Below are 18,936 nucleotides of genomic sequence, written 5' to 3'. Positions count from 1 at the left end.
CGGAGGCCCTGCCCACCCCGGCAGGGCCTCCGGCGGCACCGGCCCCTGCCCCGACCCAACCTGCCGCGACCCAACCCGCGCCGACTCAACCGACGCCGAAGGAGGCGACGACGCGGGCCGGGGCGGCGGGGAGCGCCGTTCCCCCGGCCGAGATGACCGGCGGCAGCATGGTGTCACTGCCCTTGCACGCCCGGGTGTCCCCGAACGGGTGAAACAACTGGTCCTGGAGCGCCCAGACGACGCCTCCCGCCACCATCGCGACGACGGCCACCACGAACGCCAGGCACGACAGCGGCCCCACCCGCCCGGAGGCCGGACGGGGCACGTCCTCCGCGGACTCCGACCAGGCCCCCTCCTCGTCGAGCCCCTCCGGATCGGGCAGAAGCCCCGGATCCTCCCCGCCCTCGGACCGCATCAACTCCCCCTCCGTACACGTCCGTCCGCAGCATAGTCCGGACCGACGCGCACCCGGCGGGAACCCCCGGAACGCGCCACGCGCTCCCGTGCGCACGGGAAGTCGGACCCGCCGACCTCCCGTGCCGGCCGAGTCCCTACGCGTGCTGGGTGATCTGGATCAGGTTGCCGCAGGTGTCGTCGAGGACCGCGACGGTGACCGGCCCCATCTCCTGCGGCTCCTGGGTGAACCGCACCCCGAGCGCGCGCAGGCGCTCGAACTCCGCGGGCACGTCCTCGACCGCGAACGAGGCGGCCGGGATGCCGTCCCTCACCAGCGCGGTCTTGTACGGCTTCACGGCGGGGTGGCCGTCGGGCTCCAGCAGCAGTTCGGTCCCGTCCGGGTCCTCCGGCGAGACGACGGTCAGCCAGCGGTCCGCACCCACGGGGACCTCGGTCTTCTTCACGAAGCCCAGCGCGTCCGTGTAGAAGCGCAGGGCCTTGTCCTGGTCGTCGACGAAGACGCTGGTCAGGTGGATCCTCATGGGGTTCTCCGGGACATCGGGCCTGAGCCACCGTGTCACGGCGCACCCAGGGAGGCTTCGGCGTTCCGACCATGAAACCGGGTGTCCCGGCCCCGCCCGGCCAACGACACGGGCCGCCCCGGCCGACGACGCGATCTCCCCGCCGCACCGGCCCGCGCCACTTGATCGCGTACTGCCCAAAGGGGCATACCTAACGTTCGGTCGGGCAGCGGGCCATCCTGGCGCCGGGTCGGCGACATGCTGCCGCAATGCCCCGTTCACGTTTCCGCGGGCCGCGGGCGCAGCGTCTCCGACCAGCGCTGTCGCGTGCACCTCACGTCGCAACAACCACCCCCATCGGCAGAATCCGCCCGAATCGGACCATCTCCCCCTTTTCCACCACCAACCAGATCCCGGCGGACTTCAAACATGCAGCCTCGCGGTAATCGGCAGATGGAACCGACCACTTGACGCTAAATCCCGACGAAGATTCACTTCTGGGCGACGGGAAGCGGACCTCGGATTCCACGGGATCCGCAGGGCTTTCCACCGCGACCCGTCGAGCGCCGTTCCATGAATCGCCCGGTTCGCCGGCTGTCGAAGGGATTTTCCATGAAGCTCGTGCATTTCGTGAGGAAGGCCATGCCGGAGAAGAGCCTGAAGGCCTACGCCTGGTACCGCTGGATCTGACCGTCCGGCTCCCCTTCCTGATTCGTGCCCGGCGGACTCGAACCCGCCGGGCACGATCCGTTCACGAGCCGGCCGCTCACCCCTGGAGTGCAACCGATGTCCCTGTCCAGCACGGGAAGAAACGCCCGGGTCACCGTCTTCGCACCGCGGATCGAAGAACTCCTCCGCACGCACCGCGGGGCGGACCTCTTCCGCCTGGAGCGCGACACCGTCGGGGTCGCCGGCGCCGACCTGTTGGACGGCCTGCTCCGCGCCAGGCCGGCCAACCCCGAGGAGCGGCCCACCTTCAAGCCCGTCCTGGGGAGGCAGATCGGCCGGACGGACGCGTCGGCCCTCATGCAGGCCGTGTCGTCCGACGTCCGGGCCGCGCTGAAGAAGCCCCTGGACGAGACGGACGACCTCACGGGGAGGTGGCCGCACGCCCCCCACGTCCACCTCCGGGACCTCGTCTTCGGTCGGGAGAGCCTGCGTTTCAGAATCCTCGTGGACCGAAAGCTGGAACTCACGCCCAAACTGACCTGGATGGCCGTCGCGGCGGGCACCGCCATGCTCGGAAGGCCCGGGACGGAAATCCCGCTCTCCCATCTGGCGGCCCGGGTGATGGAGGCCGATTCGTACGCCGACCGGCGCTACGCCATGTATTTGTACCGGCGGGTCGCCGCTCCGATCTGTTTCACCGTGGCGGCACTCGTCACGAACGCGGTCTGGCTGGGTTCCCCGTTCGACGACGACGTACCGAACCGGGACATCCTGTGGGAGACGCTGCGGCTGCTGCCCCCCTCCTGGAACATTCTCCGGGTGGCCTCCCCCGAGTTCCACGCCCTGGACGACCGGATCGGGGTGCGGGACGACATCCTGATGCTCCCGCTGCTGAGTCACCGCGACCCCCGACTCTGGGACGCCCCCGACGAGTTCCGCCCGCAGCGGTGGGCCGAGCTCGACCCCGAGAGCCACCCCGGGTACCTCCCGTTCGGGCACGCCAACGAGCGCTGCTGGGGGCGGCACATGGTGCTGCCGCTGGCGGAACGCCTCCTCGACATCGTCCGTCGCGACGGGCTCGTGGTGAGCCCCGACCAGACCGTCGGGAAGGTCGAACTGGACGGCCTGCTGGAGGTCTCCGGCGTCCGGATGGTCCGCCGCTGACCCGGTCCGGACCTGATCCGATCCGGCCCCCGGTCCTGCGCCGGGGTCCACCCGGCCGACCCTGAACTCCCGCCCCTGCGGCCGGTCCTGCCACGGGCCCCACGCCGAGGGCGCACCCCGGGGCTGCGCACGGGACTGCGCGCCGGATCGCGGACCACGCACGCCGGGCCAGGGGTTACCAACGTCCGCACACGCTCGTTTCCCGGGGTGTGAAGACCCGAGCCTCCGCCTCCGCCGCCGTCGCGGCCGTCCTGCTGTCCGTAGGCCTCACCGCTGCCGCCGTGACCGCGACGACGACCGCGACCGCCGCCGAAGCCGACACCGGAGCCACCGCCGCAGCCGATGTCGAAGCCGTCACCAGCCTCCGCCTGACCGTCACCCACGGCGCGACCCCCGTCGCCGGCACCCCGCGCCTCGCCACCCTGGAGTGCCCGCCCGGCAGCGCCACCACCCACCCGGACCCGGTCACGGCGTGCCGCCTCGTCGACGCGGTCGACGGCGATCTCGACCGCCTCGACGTCGCCCCCCGCATCTGCACCGCCGAGTACGACCCGTACACCGTCACCGCCTCCGGCACGTACCGGGGCCGGCCGCTCTCCTTCCGGCGCACCTACGGCAACCGTTGCACCCTGGCCCACACCACCGGCGCCGTCTTCGCCTTCTGACCCGGCGGGCGGACCCTCCCCCGACGGCCCCGGACCACGCCCGCCACGGGCGGGTCCGGGGCCGTCGCACGTCTCCCCCGGCCCCGGACCGAACCCGCCCCGGCCCCTCCGCCGGGCCCCTCCATCCCCCGGGACCGCGTCACCCACCTGCTGTTCCTTGTTTCGCCTGCTATCTTGCTGTGCATGGTACCTGGTATGACAGACCCTGACGGGGCCGGCGCAGCCGACGGGTCGGTGGCCACCCAGCTGCGCAAGGGAGTGCTGGAGTACTGCGTGCTGGCCCTGCTCCGGGACGGCCCGCGCTACGGCGTCGAGCTGCTCCAGGAGCTCGGCCGGTTCCCGATGCTGGCGACCAGCCAGGGCACGATCTACCCCCTGCTGTCCCGGCTGCGCCGCACCGGCCTGGCCGACACCTTCCTCCGCGACTCGGCCACCGGCCCGTCGCGCCGCTACTACACCCTCACCCCCGCCGGCCGGAGCGCGCTGGAGGAGTTCGCCACCCTGTGGCCCGACTTCCGCACGGCCGTCGACCACGTCCTCACCCCGGGAGAGCAGTCATGAACACCCCGATGGAGCACCCGCTGGTCCTGGCCTACCTCGACGAGATCACCCGCCGCACCACCGCGTTGCCCGCCGAGCGCCGCCGCGAACTCCTGGCCGACCTGCGCGAGCACGTCGAGGTCGCGCTCGCCGAGCACGGCCACGGCCGCGGCCCCGTCGACGACGGTGCGGTGCGGCAGGTCCTCGACCGGCTGGGCCGCCCGCAGGAGGTGGCCGGCGCCGCCCTCGCCGAGGAGGGTCAGGGGCGGCCCGAGCCGGAGAGCGCCGGCCGCACCCACCTCACGCTGGGCCTCGTCCTCCTCTCGCTGCCGCTGCTGGTCGTCCCGGCCGTCGGGCCCGTCCTCGCGACGGCCGCCGCCGTCACCGCCCTGGTCAGGATCTGGCGGTCCCCCCAGTGGGACCGCCGGGAGAAGAGGCAGGCGACCCTGCTGCTGCTCTCACCGGTCCTCGTCACGCCCCTGGTCGCAGGCGCCCTCTCGATGTCTCCGATCGGCCTGGGCCCGCTCGCCGTCCTCGCCGCCTGCCTGGCCGGCGCCTGCCTGCCCGGCATCGCCGTGATCCGGCTGGCCCGCTCCGCCGCCCTCCTCCGCGCCGACACCCGCCGAAGCGGCGGCGGCAGCCGCGGCAGTGCCGTGACCGTCTGACCCCCGGCCGCCCCACCACCGCTGCCACGCCCGTCCGCCGACGCGGCCCCCGCGGGCGAACCGGTGCAGCGGGTCGACCCGGGCGACGTGGTCATCGGCGCGGCGGAGCTCGGTGAGGTCGTCCGGCACGACACCGGCCGGGCCACCGGCCGAACCGCCCGGGGGCGCGGCCCTTCAGGGCCCGCCCGACTGCCGCCGCGATCACGGCCTGTGGAATGCTCTTCCCTTCCACCACACCGGGGACAGGGGAGGCCATGGCGGTAGCGGAGCTTCTCCAGGACCACGACGAGCGGGCGTGGCGAAACGCCCACCGCCGCCACCGCTGGGGCGTGAACCTCCTCGGGGTACTGGCGGTCGTCGGGTGGATCTGGGCGATCGGCCTCGCCTTCCTTCCGGTCGCGGCGGGCAGTAGCAGCTCGACCGGCTGCGGGTCGCCGGCGCTCGTCGACGACTCCCCGCGCACCTACTCCCGCGAGCGCTGCGCCCGCGTCATCGACGGGCGCATCCGCGGGGCGGTCGGCCTCACGGTCCTGACGGTCCCGCTCTCCGCCGCGTGGATCTGGGGCGCGGCCACCCTCCGCCTCCAGCGCCTCGCGGACACGGCCACCGCCGCGCGGTAGCCCCCGGGGGACGACAGGGCCCGGCGGGACAGGACACCGGCACCGGCACCGGCACCGGCAAAGGATTTCCCCGACGCCGCGGCGGCTGCGAGGCTGGACCCGATCCCCCCGCCACCGGCCGACCGTTTCCCCACAGGAGCAGCGACGTGCACGACCTTTCGTACGACGACATCAAGTCCGCCGCCGACCGGATCGCGGGGCACGTGCGCCCGGTCGCGATAGCCCCGGGGCCGGACGGGGTGTGGCTGGCGCTGGAGCACCTCCAGCACACCGGCTCGTTCAAGGCGCGGGGCGCGCAGAACTTCCTCCGGGCCCACCGCGAGGCCGGCACCCTCCCCGACGCGGGGGTCACCATCGCCTCCGGCGGCAACGCCGGCCTGGCCTGCGCCTGGTCCGCCCTCCGCCAGGGCGTGCGGGCCACCGTCTTCCTGCCCGCCAACGCGCCGCGCGTGAAGGTCACCCGGCTCCGCTCGTACGAGGCCGACGTCCGGCTCGTCGGTACGGAGTACGCCGAGGCGCTGGCGGCCTGCGAGGAGTTCGCCGCCGCCTCGGGTGCGCTCGCCAGCCACGCCTACGACCACCCGCTGATCGCTGCCGGGGCGGGCACGCTGATGGAGGAGATCAAGCAGCGGATCCCGGACCTGGACACGGTGGTGGTCGCGGTCGGCGGCGGCGGGCTGTTCGCCGGGGTGGCGACCGCCGCCCGGCAGCACGGCGTCCGCACCGTGGCGGTCGAGCCGGAGAACTGCCGCGCGCTGGACGCCGCGATCGCGGCCGGCGGGCCGGTGGACGTCACCGTCGACTCGGTCGCCTCCGACTCGCTCGGCGCCCGCCGCGCCACCTCCCTGGCCGTGCGGGCCGCCCGCCGGGGCGACGTCCGCCCGGTGCTCGTGCCGGACCGCGGGATCGTCCGGGCCCGCCGGGCCCTGTGGGACGACCACCGCCTCGCGGTCGAGCACGCCGCCGCCACCGCGCTCGCGGCCCTGCCCGCCGCCTCCGACCCGGCCGCCGGCACCGGCACCGCCGCCTACCGGCCCGAGGACGGCGAGAAGGTCTGCGTCATCCTCTGCGGCGCCAACACCGACCTCCGCACCCTCACCGACGACGAGCGGGACGGGACCGACGGTCCGGTCAAGTAGCCACGCCCGTCCGGCAGTTCACGTCGGATCGGCACGCAGGGCCGAGGGGTGTGCGCCCGGACGGGGCGGGTGCGCACCCCTCCCCCGTGTCGCCTTCCGGAAAATTTAGGTAAGCCTTGCCTATGTTCTCTAGGATGCGATCCATGAAGAAGATCATCCGCACGTTAGCGGCCGTCACCGTCGGCCTGATCCTGGCCGCCCCCCGTGTCGTCGCGGCCCCGGCCACCGCCGCCACCGGCCCGTCGGAGAGCCCGGCCGGAAGCCCGGCCCGGCTCGAACTCCCGCGCCCCACCGGCGACCTCGCCGTCGGACGGGACACCCTCCACCTGGTCGACCGGAGCCGCAAGGACCCCTGGGTGCCCACCGAGGACCGGGAGCTGATGCTGTCGCTCTACTACCCGGCGGTCGCCCGCACCGGATCCCCCGCCCCCTACATGGCCGTCGCCGAGGCCAGGGCCCTGCTCACCGACCGGGGACAGCTCGGCGAGTACACCACCCCCGAGCGCGTGGCCGCGACCCGCACCCACGCCCGCACCGACGCGGTGCCCCGGATCTCCGCCCACCGCTACCCGCTGGTCGTGCTCTCCCCCGGTTTCACCATGCCCCGCGCCGCGCTGACCAGCCTGGCCGAGGACCTCGCGAGCCGCGGCTACGTGGTGGCCGCGGTCGACCACGCGTACGAGTCGGACGGCACCGTCTTCCCGGGCGGACGGGTACTCACCTGCAAGGCGTGCGAGCAGGTGTTCCCCGACGGCTCGCTGCACCGGGTGTCCGACGGCCGGGCCCGCGACGCCTCCTTCGTCCTGGACCGGCTGACCGGCCCGCACCCGGCGTGGCGGTACTCCCGGCTGATCGACGCCCGGCACATCGGCATGGCCGGTCACTCCATCGGCGGCGCGGCGGCCTCGGCCACCATGGCCACGGACCCGCGGGTGGACGCGGGCGTGAACATGGACGGGACGTTCTTCACCCCGGTCCCCGAGGCGGGCCTCGGCGGTCGCCCCTTCCTGATGCTCGCCGGTGACCCCGCCCTGCTGCCGCCGGACTTCCCCGACACGTCCTGGGAGGACACCTGGCCCCGGCTGGACGGCTGGAAGCGCTGGCTGACCGTCACCGGGGCGGGCCATCCCGCCTTCACCGACTGGCCGGTGCTCGGCGACTCGGCCGGCTACCCGCACCCGGAGACCCCGCTCTCGGGCACCCGCTCGCACCAGATCACCCGGGGCTACGTCGGCGCGTTCTTCGACCTGCACCTGCGCGGCCTCGCGTCGCCCCGGCTGGACGGCCCGACCGCGGCCGACCCGGAGGTCGTGTTCCACCGCCCCTGAGGCACGGGCCGGGGGGTGCCTGCCTGCGGCGGGCACCCCCCGGCCGCAGGAACAGGGCGCCCCTCCGGGGCCTGCTGGAGCGGGCCGTAGCCTCGCCGTGAGCCTCGCGCGGGGCGAGGGGCCGCTCCGGGCCCGACGCCTGCGCCCGGCCCGGCGGCCGGGTCACTCCCCGTCGCCCCCGTCACCGCCCCGGTCGGCCGTGATCCCCCTCCCGCCCCGCCGCCGGTTCCGCCCGGACCGGCGCACCAACTCGCCGGCGCCGAGCGTCACGGCGGCCACCCGGCGCGCCCAGCGAGGCCCGCCGCGCTCCGCCCACACCACGCACGCGCACCCGCCGACGACCACCACCAGAACCCCCAGCAGCACCAGACCGATCATGTCTTCCCACCTTCGTACTCGCACGATGCCGTGATCCTGCCAGACCGCGGCAAGAACGCCTCACGCTTCCGGCCCCGTCTTCCCGTTCCACGACTCGGCCACCCCCGCCGCACCCGCCGCACCCGTCCGCGCCTCATCCACCACATCCGCCTCGCCTGCCGCGCCGGTCAACCCGTCGCCCAGCACGCTGCGGCGGTAGAGCACCTGGCGGCCGTCGCGGGCACGGGTCAGCAGGCCAGTGGCGTGCAGGACGCGAAGGTGCTGGGAGACGGCGCTCGGGGTGACCCGGAGGCGGCGCGCGATCTCGACGGTGGGCAGGGGCTCGTCCAGGAGGCCGAGCAGCCGGGCCTTGGGCGCGCCGAGGAGCGCCACCAGCGCGGCGGAGTCCGGGGCCGGCGGCCGGAGCCAGAGCGTCGCCACGCCCCGGCTCGGGTAGGCGAGCGTCGGCGCCTCGTCCGGACCGACCGGGGGCGCCGGCTTGTGGGCGAAGACGGACGGCACGAGGAGCAGACCACGGCCGGACGCGGCGACGTGGTGGTGGCTGATCATGTCGGCGATGTGCAGGACCCCTTCGTGCCACCGCAGGTTCGGGTGCATGTCGGCGAAGAGCAGCCTGGCCCCGCCGAGGGCGAGCCTGCGCGCGCGGTAGGTCATGTCGGCCTCCAGCACCAGCCGCATCTGCGGCCACACCGGCCGGACGGCGATCTCCCAGTACCGGCCGAGGAGTTCGCAGATGTCGTCGCGGAGGCGGACGACCGGCTCGTCGGCGGCGTCACCGGCGGCCGCGAGCAGGGCCGCGGGCAGCGGGTCCGGGGCGTGGGTGGCCAGCAGGTCGCGGCGGACCACCTCGGGGGCGGTCCGGCGGACGGCGGCCAGCTCGTCCTCGAAGGCCGGGGCGAAGACCACCGGGCGCGGCGTCAGGAAGTCCGGCACGGTGCGCCGCACGGCGACCAGGGAGAGCAGCAGACGGGTGTCGAGCGCGCCGAGGCGGCCGAGGACGGCCCGCCGCCACGGCAGGTGCAGCGCGGAGAGCCCCGGCTCGCGCAGGACCCGGAGGCTGAGCACGGTCTCGTGCAGGGGCGAGAGCGCGAAACGGGTGTCCGCGAGATCCTCGACGCCCAATCCGAAGCTGATCATTAAGCCCCACGCTACATCGGTTGGCGGCGGCCCGGGGATGCCGTGCACTTCGGGTATGACACACCTGGCAACCCGGACGCAGCGCCTCAACGCCCCGCTCGGGGCGGTGGTTTGAGGTGAGCCGCCGGCTTCTCCTGCTCCTGTCGCTGACCTGCGCCGTCGGCGTGGGCACCCTCTACTTCCCGCAGGCGATCACCCCGTTGGTCGCCGACGGCCTGGGCGAGCCGACCGACGCCGCCGCCCTCGTGGTGACCGCCACCCAGATCGGCTACACGGCCGGGATCTTCCTGCTGGTCCCGCTCGGCGACCGGCTCCCGAACCGGTCGCTCCTCGTCACCCTGCTCGGCCTCACCGGCATCGCCCTGCTCGCCGCCGGCTGCGCCCCGGTCCTCCCCGCACTCGTCGCCCTGAGCGGCGTCATCGGCGTCACCACGGTGGCCGCGCAGATCATCTCGCCGATGGCGGCCGGACTGGTGCCCGCCGACCGGCGCGGGTCGGTCGTCGGCACCCTGATGAGCGGGTCGATCGGCGGCATGCTGCTGGCCCGCACCTTCGGCGGGACGCTCGGCGAGTGGCTGGGCTGGCGCGCCCCGTACTTGGCGGCCGGCACCGTGGTCCTGCTCCTCGCCGCCGTCCTGGCCCGCGTCCTGCCGGCCGGAGCCGCCCCACCGGCCTCGCACCGGCCGTACCCCGCGCTGCTGGCCGAACCGCTGCGCCTGCTGCGCACCGAACCGGAGCTGCGCCGCTCGTGCTTCTACCAGGCCACGGTCTTCGCGGGGTTCTCGGCCGCCTGGACGTGCCTGCCGCTGCTGCTCACCGGCCCGGCGTACGGGCTCGGCGCCCAGGCGGTGGGCCTGCTCGCCCTGGTCGGTGCGGCGACCATGGTCTGCACCCCGCTCGCCGGGCGTCTGGCGGACCGTCGGGGGCCGGACCCGGTGAACCTGGTCTGCCTGGTCGGGACCCTCGCCTCCGCCGGGGTGCTCGCCGCGGGCGGGTGGGGCGGCGCGGCGGGCATGACGGCCCTGGTGGTCGGCACGCTGGTGCTGGACGTGGCGATGCAGTCGGGCATGGTGGCCAACAAGACCCGGGTGTACGCGCTCGATCCCGACGCCCGGGGCAGGCTCAACACCGCCTACATGAGCTGCGCCTACCTGGGCGGCAGCGCCGGGTCCTGGCTCGGGCTGCGTGCGCACGACCGGGCGGGCTGGCCGGGCGTGTGCACGCTCGTCGCGGTACTCGCGGCCCTCGCCCTGGCCCGTCACCTGCTGCCGCCGCGCCGGGACCGGACCGCGGCCGGGCGGGCCGCCGGGACCGGAACCGCCGCCGGCGCGACCGCTCCGGCCGACGCCACGCCGGCCCGGCCGGCCTGATCACGGCCGGGCACCTCCGTTCTCACCGGGTGGAACAGGGGGTTCCGCTCACGGAGGTTCCTGACAGACTGTGGCCCACATGCGCCCGACACCACGGGCCCGTACCCAGCGACCGTGCCAGGAGGCCGACATGACCGCGCCCAGCACCACCAACACCGACATTCGCGACGCCGGAACACCGGGTGTCGTGCGGACCTCCCTGGTCAGCGGTGTCATCGGCGGCGTGATCGGAGCGGTGATGAGCGCGGCCGCCAACTACCTGATCGTCGGCACCCCGGACGACGAGACGGCGAACGCCGTCAACCACGCCGTGTCCGGCCTGATCAGCGGGTTCATGGCCGGCTTCGTCGGCCTGCTGATCCACCAGCGCAAGGCGGCCTCCGCGGCCCGTGCGCGGTAGCACCACCCCGGCGGCCCGGCCCCGGTGGCGCGAACCCCGGTGACACCACCTCGGTGACGCGGCCGCGCCCCGCCGAACGCCGCGGCGGTCCGCCCCTCCTCCGGTCCCGGAGGGGCGGACCGCCGCGGCTTCTTTTCACGGGTCAGTCCCAGTTCACCGAACCGCACTTCCGGCAGATCGTCGGCTGGCCGGCGATGAGGTTGAAAATGGGATTCCAGTCGGCGCCGATCCGGTTGACGACCTCGCTGAAGGTGCCGGGCTTGGCCCCGAAGGCCCTGGCGTTGCTGATCCTGACCTGGTCGGTCACCTGCCGGCAGGCCTTGTTGTCGCAGTAGGCGGACACGGCCTCGCCCACGCCGGTGTTGAGCAGTCGCTTGATGATCGACGACGGGACGGAGATATTCGCGGTCACGGAACCCCCTCGAACGGTTTCTGTCATGCGCAACGCCGAATTCGTTGCGAGAAACTCGACCTGCAAGCAGGTTAACCACACTTGCGGCCGCCCCGAAAGGGAATTCACGAAACACGGAAAACAACGCCCCGGCGCCACTCGGAATTGATTCCCGAATTCCCGCGAACCCGCAACAGGACCGGGACGGCGGCCGAAATGCCCGTGGCCCACCCCCTCCGCGAGGGGGTGGGCCACGGGCCGGACGGACTCGGAAGCGGGCTGCCGGAGCGTCAGTCCGCCGGACGGCGGGCCGCCGCGAGCCGGGCCGAGACGGCCGTGAACAACTCGCGGGCCGGGTGCAGGTCCGGCTCCACCGCCAGCGCCCGCCGCAGCAGCACCAGCGCGGAGGGGCCGTCGCCGGACCGGGCCAGCTCCAGCGCCTCGTTGTAGTCGATCCGCCCGGCGTAGCGCAGCCTCACCAGGGCCGCCAGGTCCTCCCGGCAGGAGGGGCAGCGCAGGGTCTCCGGATCGGCGGGGACGGCGCACTGCGGGCAGGGCACCTCGATCGGCGCGACCGTGTCCGCCGGCCCGTCGCCGGGCGGGCCCTCACCCGGCCACGCGTCACCCACCGGCTCCCCGCCCGCACGCTCCTCGCCCGCGCGCTCCCCGCCCGCACGCTCCCCGTCCACGGATGCCTCGCTCATCGCGGCCCCGCCTCCTCCGGGCGGACCGGGCCGAGCGACTCGGCCGTCGGCTCGCTGCCCATCTCGCGCTGCGCCTCCGCGTACAGCTGCAGCAGGGCCGAGGTGTGCCGGTTCGCCGCCTCCATGTTGGCCGACTCGACCGCCGAGTCCAGGCCGCGCAGCTCCGCCATGATCCGCTGGGCCAGGGCCGGCGAGACCAGGTTCTGGTTGACGTAGACGTTGCACATGGTGAGCATCCGGAAGGTGTGCCCGAGCGAGTCGCACAGCTCGTCCGCGCGGGCGGCGGCGGCCATCGCGCCCTCCCAGTCGGCCGCCTCACGGCGCAACCGCAGCTCCGCGGCCACCGAACGGAGCCGGTCCAGGTCGCTCGGATCGAGGTGCTTCTCGCAGTAGTGCAGGAACAGGCTCAGGTACGCCTCCGAACCGCGCACCCAGCGCTGGGCCTTGAGCTGGCGCTGGGCCCGCTCCAGGGCCTCGTCCACCGACTGGCCACGGCTCTGGCCGGCGGCCAGGTCGTCGAGGGTGTCCATCAGCCGCTGCGCGTCGCGCATCTCGGCCTCGGTGAGCTCGGTGCCCCAGCGGTCGGTGAAGCTCTCGATCTGCCGCTGCTGCTCCTCCACCTGGACCTTCAACTCCGGGTCGAGGGTGACGCGTTCCAGCTTGACCGTCTTCTCGCCGCCGCCCTGGATGCGTACCGAGAGGGTGATGGTGCGGTCCCGGTCGAGGCCGAAGGAGACGTCGATCGGGGTACGGCCACCGAGTCCGGCCGGCAGGCGCAGGGTCAGGTGCCCGATCAGCTCGTTCCGCTGGGCGGTCTCGTGCTCGCCCTCGTAGACGGCGACCTCCAGCCGCTGGCGCCCGCTGCCGGAGACCACGAACTGCCGGCTGACCGGCGAACTCGTCGGGTAGCTGGTGTTCTTGGGGATGATGACGGCGAGACGGCCGTCGTTGAGCTCGATGCCGAGGTTCTTCGGGGTGATGTCGAAGGGGTTGGTGACCTGCATCAGCTCGCCGCAGCCCGTACACACCTCGACGCCTGGCGGGTTGACGATGCCGCAGGAGGCGCAGCGCAGGCCCATGTCCTCGGCGACGGACGGGCCCACCCGGGTGTTCCCCGGGGCGGCGGAGTTCAGCGCCTCCCCGCAGAGTTCGCAGGAGGTGACGCCGGGGGCCGCCGGGGTGCCGCAGCGGGGGCAGTTGTCGCTCCGGACGACGGTGGCGGCCCGGGACGGCTGCGGGGCCGCACCGCCGGCCGAACCCGCCATTGCCTGACCGCACTTGGGGCACTCGGAGGCCGCGGTGTCCACCGGGACGTGGCAGCCGGGGCAGGAGACCCGGTCGCCGCCCAGCAGCGAGGTCGCGCAGTTGGAGCAGGCCGAGGCGGCCAGGTCCGCGGGGGCCCGGCACTCCGGGCACTCCACCTCGCCGACCAGCGCGGACTGTACGGCCGCGCCGAGCGCCACGCACTGCATCGGGTTGACGCCGCGGCGGACCCGTCGGGGCCCGAACACCTCGCCCAGCCGGCGCGCCACCAGCGGGATCGAGGTGGAGCCGCCGACCAGCAGCACCTCGTCGATGTCCCCGACGGTGAGGTTGGCCTGCATGATGGCCTTGTGGGTCAGTTCGATGGTGCGCTCGATCTGGGCTTCGATCAGCTCCTCGAAGCGGGCCCGTTCGAACTCCGTCTCCAGCACCAGCTGACCGGCGCCGAGGCCCGGCAGGATGACCTCCGAGGCTTCCTGGTGGGACAGTTCGATCTTGACGGTCTCCGCCGTGGACGCGATCTTGGGCCGGTCCCGCAGGTCGGGCTGGTAGTCGGAGCCGTACTCGGCCCTGATGTCCTCCAGCAGCGCGGTGGTTATGGCGCGGTCGAAGTCGTCGCCGCCGAGCAGGTTGTCGCCCTCGATGCCGAGGACCGACACCGAGCCGGGCACCAGCAGCAGGATCGAGATGTCGAAGGTGCCGCCGCCGAGGTCGTAGACGAGGACGGTCCGGCCGTCGACCCCGGCCTCGGCCGTGATCCCGTAGGCGAGGGCGGCGGCCGTGGGTTCGTTGATGACCCGCAGCACGTGCAGGCCGGCCATCCGGCCCGCCTCCTGGGTGGCCGCGACCTGGCGCTCGCCGAAGTAGGCGGGGACGGTGATGACGGCCCGGTGGAAGGGCTCGCCGAACCGCTGCTCGGCGTCCTCCTTGAGCCGGTGCAGGATGATCGCGGAGATCTCGATCGGGGTGTAGGAACGGCCGTCGAACCAGACGTTGACGTCGCCGTCGGCGCCCGCGGTGACCCGGTAGTCCAGCTCGCCGAGGGCGGCCTGGACCTGGGGGTCCTTGAACTTCCGCCCCATGAAGCGCTTGACCGAACGGATCACGTTCTCGCCGTCGAGGGCGAGGCGGCTGCGGGCGGTGGAACCGACCAGCAGTTCCCCCTTGCGGCCGCGGCCGACGACGGAGGGTGTGGCCTCCTGGTTCTGCCGGTTGAAGACGATCTCCGGCTCGCCGCGGCGCAGGTGGGCCACCACGGAGTTGGTGGTGCCCAAGTCGATACCGAGTGTGCGGTACATGTCGTTCCCCTCTTGCCCCTCGTGTTCCTAACGCTTCTTCCGCTTGCGCCGGTTGGCCGCCGGACCGCCTCTGGTGCTCCCGGTCCTGGTCCGCCTCGCCTGCTCGGGGGCGGCCGGCGGTTCGGGAGACGTCCGTTCGGCGGCCGGCGGTTCGACCGCGGCGGCGCCGGTTGCGGCGGCGGGTCCGGCGGGTCCGGCGACGCGCGGGTCGGCGAGCGGGTCGGCACCGGCGGTCCCGGCGGCAGGCTGCGGCACGTACACGGTGTCGTCGTCCGCATCGACGCCGGTACCGGCCCCGGTACCGGCCGCGGGCCCCTGCCCGGAGCCCGGCCCCGGCTCCCACGGCACGTGCTCCGCCGGCGCGGGCACGTGCGCGGCCACCACGACCTGGGCCCGGCGCAGCACCTCGTCCCCCCAGAAGAAGCCGGTGACGACGGTCTCCACCACCGTCTCCGGCTCCACACCGCGCCTCGGCTCGCTGCCCACGATCTCGGTCAGCGCCGGGTCCGCCGCGAGCCCGTCCAGCCGCATCGGCCGCACCCCGGCCTTGGCGAGCTTGCCCAGCAGCCGGCGGCGGGTGGCCTCGATGCCGCCGCCCCGGCCCAGGAGCACCAGTTCACGGTCCAGCCCCAGCGACGCCAGCGCGTCGTCCACCTCGACCAGGGCTGCGATCAGCTCCCGCTGGGCGGCCTTGGCCGCCTGGGCCTCCTCGGCCCGGCGGCGCTGCAGCATCGAGGCCCGGAAGAGCAGTTGGCCGAAGGCCTGGGGCAGGTCGACCTCCAGGGCCCGCTGCGGGACCTCCAGCGGCTTGCGCGGCTCGGGCGTCGTCACGTGGTTCACTCCGGGATCTCGATCTGCGGCAGCACCGACAGGTCGGCGGCGAAGCGGGCGGGGACGGCGGGCTCGGGGTCGACCCCGGCCGGGGCGGGCTCGGCGAAGTCCGCGGCCAGCTCGGCCCCGTGCAGCACGAGCAGCGAGGAGACGGGCGGCAGCGGCGGCCGGTCGATCACCAGCAGGGGTTCGTTCAGCGCGGGTGCCAGCAGGCCGGCCGCCTGGTCCACCGGCTCGGGCGGCAGCGGTTGTTGGAGGTCGAGTTCCAGCCGCCGGTCCGGGTTGCGGAGCTGCGCCGCGGCCTCCTGGATCTGCTGACGGCTGAAGCGGCCGGCCCGCATGGCGGGCCCTACGGCGAGGTTGATCTCGCGCACGCCGGCCGAGAGCGGGACGCCCAGGACCTCGTACGGTGACGGTTCGTGCAGTGGCATGGCGAGGGTCGTCTCTCCTTCTCTCCTCCGGGCGGACGGCCGGGCCGCGTCTGACGGCCGGGCCGCGCCGACCGGTCGCCCCGGCGGCCGGGGCCCCGGGTGACCGGGCGGCCCCGGCCACCGGACGGCGGGGGTGGTGGCCTCAGTAGAGCGAGCTGATCTTCTTCTGGAGCTTCTTCAGCTCCCGGTCGTCGGGGCAGTACTGGACGGCCGTCTTGACCAGCTCCCGGGCCTGCCGGAACTCCCGCAGGTTGGCCCGGGCGACGGCGTAGCTGCCGTACACGACGCCGAGCTCCCGGTGGAGCTTCGCCGTCTCCTCCTGCGAGGGGGAGAACTCCAGCGCCTGCTCCAGCAGTCTGGTGGACTCCAGGTAGCGCGTGGCCTCGAACAGGTCGGCCGCCTCGCTGCGCCAGACCCCGACCATCAGCTGGCGGATGTCGACGGAGTCGTCGAACGACCGCGCCTTGCGGAGGATCGCGGCGCGCTCGGAGAACGGGCGGCCGGTCATGTCGTCGAGCATGTGGTTGGCCAGCATCACCGAGACCCTGCGGCGCGACTCGTGCCCGGTCTCACCCGTCCACTCCGGATCCGCCTCCAGGGCCGCGGTCATCCGGCTGACGGCGAGGGCGGCCCTGTCGGCCATCGCGGCGTGACGGGCCAGGTGGCGCATCACGAAGACGTAGCCGAGCAGGTGGTCGGCGTCCGGGTTGAGCGCGTGCAGCTCCTTCCAGAGCTCGGCCGCCTCCAGCAGGTCGGCCTCCGGGGCGTCGGCCTCGGTCAGGGCGCCGGCCCGGTTGCCGAGCACGGCCTCCAGGAAGTGCCGGGCCGTCGGGTCCTCGGGGGCGAGGGCCATGCCCTTGCGGAGCAGTGCCAGGGCGCGGAAGTAGTCCTTGTTCTCGTTGTTGATCTTGCGGGCCCACTGGGCGTAGGTCGCGCCGAGGTCGCCGCGCACCTCGGGGTGGTCCGGAGCCAGCTCCAGCGCCTGTTCCAGCAGCTTCGCCGCCCCTTCCTGGTCGTCGTCGCTGGCCTTGAGCAGGGCGCGGGCCGCGCGCACGCCGGACTCGGCGGCGATGTCGGCGACGTCCGAGGGGAGTTCGACGCCCGGGACGGTCCGGACCCGGGCCAGGCAGTCCAGCGCCTCGCGCCACTCCTGGTGCCGGTGGTGCTCCCGGGCCTGGCCGACCAGTGCCTCGGTCAGCAGGTCGCGCCAGGCTTCGCCGCGATCGCCGCCGGCTATCGCGTCCAGGGCGCTGACGGCGGCGGACTGGCGTCCCTGGAGCAGCAGGTAGCGCTGCGGGCCGAGCTCGTCGAACAGGCCGAGCGACTGGCCGAGCGGGTGGTTCTCCTCACCCCGCCAGGCCCGCACCGCGCGGTTGAACTGCCGCTCCCACAAGGGGATCCCGGGCTCGTCGCAGAGTTCCCGGTGGAGCAGGGGGCCGATCACGAGGCGCCGGAGCGGGCGGTCCGGCAGGGTGATCCGCGCGTCCTCCCCCGCGAAGGCGGCGGCGCAGTGCGTCTCCATACCGAGGCGCACGGTCCAGGCGTCCAGCTCGTCGCCGCTTCGGCCGCGGGTCACGTCCAGCTCGCGCAGGTCCGTACGGAGCCGGTCGAGGAGTGCGGTCCGGGCGGCGGCGACGCGCTGCTCCTCGGCCGGGCGGCCGGTGACCCGGGCGGCCTCCGCCCAGAGGTCGGGCAGGTGCAGGGCCGCGGTCAGGCAGCCGACGGTCCAGGCCCAGAGCTGCTCGTCGGCGAGCGGGGCGGCGCCGCCGGGGGCCGAGCTCCCCGCCCCCTCGGCGGTGGACCCGGCCCCGGACGCGAACACCGACGCGGACACGGCGCCGGGCGCGGCGAGCCGGTAGCCGGCCAGGCCCAGCGCGTGGAGCAGCCGGGGGTGGGCGGGATCCTTGAGCAGCAGCGCCCGGTAGCCCTCCCAGGCCTCCCGGTGCCGGCCGTCCACCGCGTGCTGCCGGGCCTCGTGCTCGGCCAGCAGGCCGAGGGCGGCGGCGGCCTGCGGGTGGTCCGGTACCGGCTCCAGCGCCCGGCGCAGGTCCGCGGCGGCCCGGCCCGCCTCCCCCGCCTCCAGCGCGGCCGCCGCCCGGCGGACCAGCACGGCCGCGCGCTCCCGGCCGGCCGTGTCCGGGAGCTGGGCCAGGGCGGCGTCCAGCAGGCCGAGTTCGGCGCGCAGCAACGCGAGGTCGAACCGGACGGGTGCGGCGGCGGGGCTGTCGCCGAGCGCCTCGGCCCAGTCCGCGAGCACGTCCTCGGCCTGTTCGGGGAGTCCGGCCCGGCGGGCGCAGTCCAGCACCGCGCGCAGCGCGGGGGCCGCGCAGTGGACGCACCGCGGCGAGGCGGCGGAGCCGGGCCGGTGCAGGTGTGCGGCGCAGCCCTCCCGGCCGCAGCCGCCGCAGGTCGCGGTCGCGGGGGCTTCGCAGGTGGTGCAGGTGCCGGACGGCGGGCCCGCGGGGTCGGGATCCGTGGCGGACGCGGACCGGAGGCCGGGTACGGTCCCGGAGACGGCAGCGGACCGGGCCGCGGGGACGGCGGGGCCGGACCGGGTGTCCGGCTCGGACCGGGCGCCGGGGGCGGCCGGCGCCGAGAGGAAGTGCCGGTGCCACTCCAGCGCACCGGACCAGTTGCCGGCCCGTTCGGCGAGCAGCGCCCGGAGCCGGGCGACGCCCGGGTCGCCGGCCGGGTCGGGTTCGAGCGGCGCGAGCAGGGCGATCGTCTGGACCGGGCGGCCCGTCAGCAGGGCGACGGCGGCCAGGTGGTAGCGGTCGCGCGGTGCGGCGGCGGCCTCCAGCAGGCCGCCCGTCCGCTCGGCCGAACCCTCGGCCAGGGCCAGCGCGGCCCGCAGCCGGTTCCGCCGCAGCAGGGCGACACCGGGCGCGGGGGTGAACGCGGGCGCCGGCGTCGCGGACCCGGCGCCCGCCGCCCCGACCGGGGCCGGCGCACCGGTCGGGGCCGCCTGCGGCAGGACCCGTCCGAGGACCAGCGGCGCTTCGGCCGGCCGTCCCGACGGACCGGAG

General features: G+C 74.7%; 19 protein-coding genes and 1 pseudogene. 10 read left to right on the top strand and 10 right to left on the bottom strand.

Translation table 11 applies throughout. The features are described from left to right. Nucleotides 1-85 precede the first annotated feature (85 nt). Both ABZY91_RS28260 and ABZY91_RS28255 read right to left on the bottom strand, forming a co-directional pair. Nucleotides 86-415 (bottom strand): hypothetical protein, encoded by a 330-nt coding sequence (locus ABZY91_RS28260; protein ID WP_355405774.1) that lies wholly within the window; start codon nt 413-415, stop codon nt 86-88. Between the two features lie 136 nt (nt 416-551). Continuing rightward, nucleotides 552-938: a VOC family protein gene (locus ABZY91_RS28255; protein WP_355405773.1), complete on the bottom strand. Its 387-nt coding sequence runs from the start codon at nt 936-938 to the stop codon at nt 552-554. 552 nt (nt 939-1,490) lie between these two features. Here ABZY91_RS28255 and ABZY91_RS28250 point away from each other — a divergent pair. The 8 genes from ABZY91_RS28250 to ABZY91_RS28215 all read left to right on the top strand — a co-directional run bounded on the left by ABZY91_RS28250 (nt 1,491) and on the right by ABZY91_RS28215 (nt 7,707). Beyond that, on the top strand, nt 1,491-1,607 hold the full coding sequence (locus ABZY91_RS28250) for a tryptorubin family RiPP precursor (RefSeq protein WP_355405772.1): 117 nt from the start codon (nt 1,491-1,493) through the stop codon (nt 1,605-1,607). A gap of 96 nt (nt 1,608-1,703) precedes the next feature. Beyond that, the gene (locus tag ABZY91_RS28245) at nt 1,704-2,750 is read left to right on the top strand and encodes a cytochrome P450 (protein ID WP_355405771.1); all 1,047 of its coding nucleotides are present in this window, start codon (nt 1,704-1,706) and stop codon (nt 2,748-2,750) included. Nucleotides 2,751-2,959: 209 nt separating this feature from the next. After that, nucleotides 2,960-3,415, top strand: coding sequence for an SSI family serine proteinase inhibitor (locus ABZY91_RS28240; protein WP_355405770.1), 456 nt, complete (start codon nt 2,960-2,962; stop codon nt 3,413-3,415). A 195-nt stretch (nt 3,416-3,610) separates the two neighbouring features. Next, nucleotides 3,611-3,976: a PadR family transcriptional regulator gene (locus ABZY91_RS28235; RefSeq protein ID WP_329877377.1), complete on the top strand. Its 366-nt coding sequence runs from the start codon at nt 3,611-3,613 to the stop codon at nt 3,974-3,976. Further along, nucleotides 3,973-4,620 carry a hypothetical protein gene (locus ABZY91_RS28230; RefSeq protein ID WP_355405769.1) on the top strand — a complete coding sequence of 216 codons (648 nt, stop codon included), beginning with the start codon at nt 3,973-3,975 and terminating at the stop codon, nt 4,618-4,620. Before ABZY91_RS28235 ends, ABZY91_RS28230 begins: the two co-directional genes overlap by 4 nt. Before the next feature lie 254 nt (nt 4,621-4,874). Further along, complete coding sequence (locus tag ABZY91_RS28225) at nt 4,875-5,240, top strand: hypothetical protein (RefSeq protein ID WP_355405768.1); 366 nt, start codon at nt 4,875-4,877, stop codon at nt 5,238-5,240. A gap of 146 nt (nt 5,241-5,386) precedes the next feature. Continuing rightward, entirely contained in the window at nt 5,387-6,379 is a 993-nt protein-coding gene (locus tag ABZY91_RS28220; RefSeq protein ID WP_355405767.1) for a threonine/serine dehydratase, read from the top strand. Nucleotides 6,380-6,522: 143 nt separating this feature from the next. Continuing rightward, nucleotides 6,523-7,707: an alpha/beta hydrolase gene (locus ABZY91_RS28215; protein WP_355405766.1), complete on the top strand. Its 1,185-nt coding sequence runs from the start codon at nt 6,523-6,525 to the stop codon at nt 7,705-7,707. Nucleotides 7,708-7,869: 162 nt separating this feature from the next. Here ABZY91_RS28215 and ABZY91_RS28210 read toward each other — a convergent pair whose 3' ends face one another. Continuing rightward, nucleotides 7,870-8,085 carry a hypothetical protein gene (locus ABZY91_RS28210; protein WP_355405765.1) on the bottom strand — a complete coding sequence of 72 codons (216 nt, stop codon included), beginning with the start codon at nt 8,083-8,085 and terminating at the stop codon, nt 7,870-7,872. Between the two features lie 60 nt (nt 8,086-8,145). Continuing rightward, on the bottom strand, nt 8,146-9,222 hold the full coding sequence (locus tag ABZY91_RS28205; RefSeq protein WP_355405764.1) for a helix-turn-helix domain-containing protein: 1,077 nt from the start codon (nt 9,220-9,222) through the stop codon (nt 8,146-8,148). Between the two features lie 116 nt (nt 9,223-9,338). Between ABZY91_RS28205 and ABZY91_RS28200 the strand changes: the two genes are divergently transcribed. Both ABZY91_RS28200 and ABZY91_RS28195 read left to right on the top strand, forming a co-directional pair. Further along, nucleotides 9,339-10,592, top strand: coding sequence for an MFS transporter (locus ABZY91_RS28200; RefSeq protein ID WP_355405763.1), 1,254 nt, complete (start codon nt 9,339-9,341; stop codon nt 10,590-10,592). Nucleotides 10,593-10,722: 130 nt separating this feature from the next. Further along, nucleotides 10,723-10,992: a hypothetical protein gene (locus tag ABZY91_RS28195; RefSeq protein WP_329877360.1), complete on the top strand. Its 270-nt coding sequence runs from the start codon at nt 10,723-10,725 to the stop codon at nt 10,990-10,992. A gap of 142 nt (nt 10,993-11,134) precedes the next feature. Here ABZY91_RS28195 and ABZY91_RS28190 read toward each other — a convergent pair whose 3' ends face one another. The 6 genes and pseudogenes from ABZY91_RS28190 to ABZY91_RS28165 form a co-directional block, all read right to left on the bottom strand. Further along, nucleotides 11,135-11,404 carry a hypothetical protein gene (locus ABZY91_RS28190; protein ID WP_329877358.1) on the bottom strand — a complete coding sequence of 90 codons (270 nt, stop codon included), beginning with the start codon at nt 11,402-11,404 and terminating at the stop codon, nt 11,135-11,137. A 269-nt stretch (nt 11,405-11,673) separates the two neighbouring features. Then, nucleotides 11,674-12,087 carry a hypothetical protein gene (locus ABZY91_RS28185; RefSeq protein WP_355405762.1) on the bottom strand — a complete coding sequence of 138 codons (414 nt, stop codon included), beginning with the start codon at nt 12,085-12,087 and terminating at the stop codon, nt 11,674-11,676. Further along, the gene (locus ABZY91_RS28180) at nt 12,084-14,648 is read right to left on the bottom strand and encodes an Hsp70 family protein (RefSeq protein WP_355405761.1); all 2,565 of its coding nucleotides are present in this window, start codon (nt 14,646-14,648) and stop codon (nt 12,084-12,086) included. The genes ABZY91_RS28185 and ABZY91_RS28180 overlap by 4 nt, the downstream gene beginning before the upstream one ends. Nucleotides 14,649-14,675: 27 nt before the next feature. Next, nucleotides 14,676-15,479: a nucleotide exchange factor GrpE gene (gene grpE / locus ABZY91_RS28175; RefSeq protein ID WP_355405760.1), complete on the bottom strand. Its 804-nt coding sequence runs from the start codon at nt 15,477-15,479 to the stop codon at nt 14,676-14,678. 5 nt (nt 15,480-15,484) lie between these two features. Then, nucleotides 15,485-15,910: a hypothetical protein gene (locus ABZY91_RS28170; protein ID WP_329877350.1), complete on the bottom strand. Its 426-nt coding sequence runs from the start codon at nt 15,908-15,910 to the stop codon at nt 15,485-15,487. Between the two features lie 142 nt (nt 15,911-16,052). Continuing rightward, a pseudogene (locus tag ABZY91_RS28165) lies at nt 16,053-18,936 on the bottom strand (hypothetical protein); the annotation flags it as partial.

The organism is Kitasatospora sp. NPDC002965 (genome assembly GCF_040611255.1).
Lineage (GTDB): Bacteria > Actinomycetota > Actinomycetes > Streptomycetales > Streptomycetaceae > Kitasatospora.
The sequence above is the reverse complement of the archived record's forward strand: the minus strand, read 5'-3'. Positions and strand labels throughout refer to the sequence as shown.

What these genes read in the sequence shown, in the direction of transcription:
- ABZY91_RS28245 (WP_355405771.1), top strand. Translation starts at nt 1,704, where the DNA reads ATGTCCCTGTCCAGCACGGGAAGAAACGCCCGGGTCACCGTCTTCGCA.
- ABZY91_RS28205 (WP_355405764.1), bottom strand. Translation starts at nt 9,222, where the DNA reads ATGATCAGCTTCGGATTGGGCGTCGAGGATCTCGCGGACACCCGTTTC.
- ABZY91_RS28215 (WP_355405766.1), top strand. Translation starts at nt 6,523, where the DNA reads ATGAAGAAGATCATCCGCACGTTAGCGGCCGTCACCGTCGGCCTGATC.
- ABZY91_RS28235 (WP_329877377.1), top strand. Translation starts at nt 3,611, where the DNA reads ATGACAGACCCTGACGGGGCCGGCGCAGCCGACGGGTCGGTGGCCACC.
- ABZY91_RS28180 (WP_355405761.1), bottom strand. Translation starts at nt 14,648, where the DNA reads ATGTACCGCACACTCGGTATCGACTTGGGCACCACCAACTCCGTGGTG.
- ABZY91_RS28250 (WP_355405772.1), top strand. Translation starts at nt 1,491, where the DNA reads ATGAATCGCCCGGTTCGCCGGCTGTCGAAGGGATTTTCCATGAAGCTC.
- ABZY91_RS28185 (WP_355405762.1), bottom strand. Translation starts at nt 12,087, where the DNA reads ATGAGCGAGGCATCCGTGGACGGGGAGCGTGCGGGCGGGGAGCGCGCG.
- ABZY91_RS28210 (WP_355405765.1), bottom strand. Translation starts at nt 8,085, where the DNA reads ATGATCGGTCTGGTGCTGCTGGGGGTTCTGGTGGTGGTCGTCGGCGGG.
- ABZY91_RS28255 (WP_355405773.1), bottom strand. Translation starts at nt 938, where the DNA reads ATGAGGATCCACCTGACCAGCGTCTTCGTCGACGACCAGGACAAGGCC.
- ABZY91_RS28260 (WP_355405774.1), bottom strand. Translation starts at nt 415, where the DNA reads ATGCGGTCCGAGGGCGGGGAGGATCCGGGGCTTCTGCCCGATCCGGAG.
- ABZY91_RS28225 (WP_355405768.1), top strand. Translation starts at nt 4,875, where the DNA reads ATGGCGGTAGCGGAGCTTCTCCAGGACCACGACGAGCGGGCGTGGCGA.
- ABZY91_RS28170 (WP_329877350.1), bottom strand. Translation starts at nt 15,910, where the DNA reads ATGCCACTGCACGAACCGTCACCGTACGAGGTCCTGGGCGTCCCGCTC.
- ABZY91_RS28230 (WP_355405769.1), top strand. Translation starts at nt 3,973, where the DNA reads ATGAACACCCCGATGGAGCACCCGCTGGTCCTGGCCTACCTCGACGAG.
- ABZY91_RS28195 (WP_329877360.1), top strand. Translation starts at nt 10,723, where the DNA reads ATGACCGCGCCCAGCACCACCAACACCGACATTCGCGACGCCGGAACA.